1 pseudogene is annotated in these 500 nt (G+C 76.0%); it reads left to right on the top strand.

The features are described 5' to 3' along the window. Window positions 1-500: pseudogene (locus tag ACFPP6_RS36540) on the top strand (AfsR family transcriptional regulator); the annotation flags it as partial.

Below are 500 nucleotides of genomic sequence, written 5' to 3'. Positions count from 1 at the left end.
CGGATCGTGGGCGCCGAGCGGGTGGAGGCCGAGCGGGACGCCGCGATGGACGTCGTGGCGGCGTGCGGCTTCCTGCCGCTGGCCATCCGCATCGCCGCCTCCCGCCTCGCCGCCCGCCGCACCTGGACCGTCTCCGTCCTGGCCCGCAAGCTCGGCGACGAGCGCCGCCGCCTGGACGAGCTCCGCGCCGGCGACCTCGCCGTCACCGCCACCTTCGAACTCGGCTACGGCCAGCTGGAGCCCGGGCAGGCCCGCGCCTTCCGGCTGCTCGGGCTGGCCGACGGCCCGGACATCTCCCTGGCCGCCGCCGCGGCCGTCCTGGACCTCGGCACCGACGCCACCGAGGAACTGCTGGAATCGCTGGTCGACACGTCCCTGCTGGAGTCCGCCGCACCCGGCCGGTACCGCTACCACGACCTCGTACGCCTCTACGCGCGTGCATGCGCCGAACGCGACGAACAGCCCCCCGCGGAGCGCGAGGCAGCCCTCTCGCGGCTGCT

Origin of the sequence: Streptomyces aureoversilis, from assembly GCF_042657885.1 — a bacterium.
GTDB classification, from domain to species: domain Bacteria; phylum Actinomycetota; class Actinomycetes; order Streptomycetales; family Streptomycetaceae; genus Streptomyces; species Streptomyces aureoversilis.
The sequence above is the reverse complement of the archived record's forward strand: the minus strand, read 5'-3'. Positions and strand labels throughout refer to the sequence as shown.